Source organism: Synechococcus sp. R6-10 (genome assembly GCF_047461815.1).
Classification (GTDB): domain Bacteria; phylum Cyanobacteriota; class Cyanobacteriia; order Thermostichales; family Thermostichaceae; genus Thermostichus.
The window spans coordinates 1-2,501 of the sequence record NZ_JANSHW010000566.1; the positions used below are offsets into that span (position 1 = coordinate 1).

The 2,501-nt window shown below is 61.2% G+C and carries 2 protein-coding genes; one reads left to right on the forward strand and one right to left on the reverse strand.

The features are described from left to right. Positions 1-151: 151 nt before the first annotated feature. A complete protein-coding gene (locus NW837_RS13885) occupies positions 152-586 on the reverse strand; it encodes a BlaI/MecI/CopY family transcriptional regulator (RefSeq protein ID WP_011433287.1) in 435 nt (144 codons plus the stop codon). Between the two features lie 122 nt (positions 587-708). Between NW837_RS13885 and miaB the strand changes: the two genes are divergently transcribed. Then, positions 709-2,043, forward strand: a complete 1,335-nt coding sequence (miaB, locus tag NW837_RS13890; RefSeq protein WP_414332191.1) for a tRNA (N6-isopentenyl adenosine(37)-C2)-methylthiotransferase MiaB — start codon at positions 709-711, stop codon at positions 2,041-2,043. Positions 2,044-2,501: the final 458 nt, after the last annotated feature.

A 2,501-nucleotide genomic window follows, 5' to 3' on the forward strand; every position in this document is an offset into this window, starting at 1 on the left:
AGAGCAGTGGTCAGCAACAGCAGCGGGGGCAGCAAGAAGTGGATCCAAGCCCGCTGCCAACGCCGGCTCCACCCGCCCCCCTTATCCAGGCGCACTTGCACCCGCCACAGCCAACTGAGGCCCAAGCCCAGCAATAACATGCCCAAGTGGCTCATCGCGGATCCCTCCTGGCTTGACGGGCTGCCCGCAGCCGTTCGGCAATCGCCTGCAACTGGGACACACTGGCCTGATCCAGGCTATCGGCAAAGGCTGCCACCGTATCGGGATCCCCTACAGCCAAAAACTGCTGCAGGTGGGTGAAGGCCCTGAGGCTGGCCGCTTCCTGACGCGAAAGACGAGGCCGCCACAGCATGGGCAGATTCCGCCCTTGGGGATCGGTGCGGCGCTCACAGCTCACCCAGCCCTTCTGGCTTAAGCGCTGCAAAACTGTAGTTACAGAGGCATAGGCCAGCTCCCGATCCGGATCGGCCAAGATGCGCTCGTGGATTTGACGGGTGCTGGCACTGCCCAGATCCCAGAGGATGTCCAAGATTTCCGACTCCAGAGGGCCCAGCGACAGTTGCTTGGGACGATGCTTGGGCAACATGAGCCTTTGCCGGTGTAGGAATTTCTATCTAGCTAGATTAACTGTTGGAGTCTCAAGCCCCTCAGCCATTTTTAAGGATCCGCTAAGCTCGAAGATGGTGGTTCTTTGTGCTGTTACTTCCCATGGCTGCTCCCACCTACCACACCATCACCTTCGGCTGCCAAATGAACCGCGCCGATACCGAGCGCATGGCCGGGATCCTGGAGTCCCTGGGGTATGTGGCCACCGAAGATGAGTTGCAGGCGGACTTAGTTCTCTACAACACCTGCACCATCCGCGACAATGCTGAGCAAAAGGTCTATTCCTACCTGGGCATCCAGGCACAGCGCAAGCGCAAGAACCCGGCCATCAAGCTGATCGTGGCCGGCTGTGTGGCCCAGCAAGAGGGGGAGAAATTGTTGCGCCGCGTCCCTGAGCTGGATCTGGTCATGGGCCCCCAGTACGTGAACCGCCTTGGGGATTTGCTGGCGCAGGTGGAAGCCGGAAACCAGGTGGTGGCCACCGATCCGGTTGAGATCCCAGAAGACATCACCAAGCCCCGCCGCGACAGCCAGGTCACTGCTTGGATCAATGTCATCTACGGTTGCAACGAGCGTTGTACCTACTGCATCGTGCCGCGGGTGCGAGGGCAAGAGCAGTCCCGCCAGCCCCAGGCCATTCGCGCCGAAATCGAAGACGTGGCCAGAGCGGGCTACCGCGAGGTGACGTTGCTGGGGCAGAACATCGATGCCTACGGACGGGATCTGGATCCGAAAACCAACCTGGCCAGCTTGTTGCGCTTCGTCCATTCGGTGGAAGGTATTGAACGGATTCGCTTTGCCACCAGCCACCCGCGCTACTTTACCGAGGAGCTGATCGCCACCTGCGCCGAGCTGCCCAAAGTCTGCGAGCACTTCCACATCCCCTTCCAGGCGGGCAGCAACGAAGTGCTCAAGCGGATGCGGCGCGGCTACACCCACGAGCGCTATCGCCAGATCATCCAGCTCATCCGCCAATACATGCCCGAAGCCGCCATCAGCGCCGATGCCATTGTCGGCTTCCCGGGAGAGACCGAAGCTCAGTTCCAAGAAACCCTGCAACTGGTGCAGGACATTGGCTTTGACCAAGTGAACACCGCCGCCTACTCCCCTCGTCCCGGCACCCCCGCCGCTGAGTGGCCCGACCAAGTGCCCGAGGAGGAAAAAAGCGACCGCCTGCAACGGCTGAACCGACTGGTGGCCGAGGTGGCCGCCGCCCGCAGTGCCCGACTCCTAGGCCAGGTGCAAGAGGTGCTGGTGGAAGGACCCAACCCGAAAAACCCCCGCCAGGCAATGGGGCGTACCCGCGGCAATCGCTTGGTGTTCTTCGAAGGGGATCCAGAGCAACTGAAGGGATCCCTGGTGCCGGTGCGCATTACCGCCACGCGAGCTTTTTCGCTGACCGGAGAGGCAGTTACCGTCCGCGCGAGCGGGCCATAGGATGAAGGCTCTCACAAACACAACTTTCCCCAGTTCCCTCTTGTCCGATTGCGCTGGCGGAGCGCCTCTCCAGGGAGCTGTTTCGCTGAGAAAAACCATGCCCTCCTGGGTGAACAGCTTTAAGGCAACCGCCAGGCAGTCACTGCCCTTTCCGCCACGCCGACCAGGGCACAACCACCGCCCTAGCTAGCTTTCTTCCGCGCAGCAGTAGAACGGAGCTTCATACACAACGTTTTGGCAACAGCAACAGGCCGGCGCTGGAACAGGCCCCGAATACCTGCCCTGCCTAGCGCAAGATTTCAAAATCCAAAACGGGCTCTGTCTGGGTCACGCGGTAGTACCCGGCCTGGGTACGAACCGAAGCCTGATAGGGACTGGGCAAATCTAGCGAGCGCAGGGGTGGGATGTTGGTGCGTTGGTTCAGCAGCGTGGTGAAGAAGGCGGGGGTCTGCCGGGCC

Excerpts from the sequence above, each read along its gene's own strand:
- miaB (WP_414332191.1), top strand. The coding sequence starts at position 709 with ATGGCTGCTCCCACCTACCACACCATCACCTTCGGCTGCCAAATGAAC.
- NW837_RS13885 (WP_011433287.1), bottom strand. The coding sequence starts at position 586 with ATGTTGCCCAAGCATCGTCCCAAGCAACTGTCGCTGGGCCCTCTGGAG.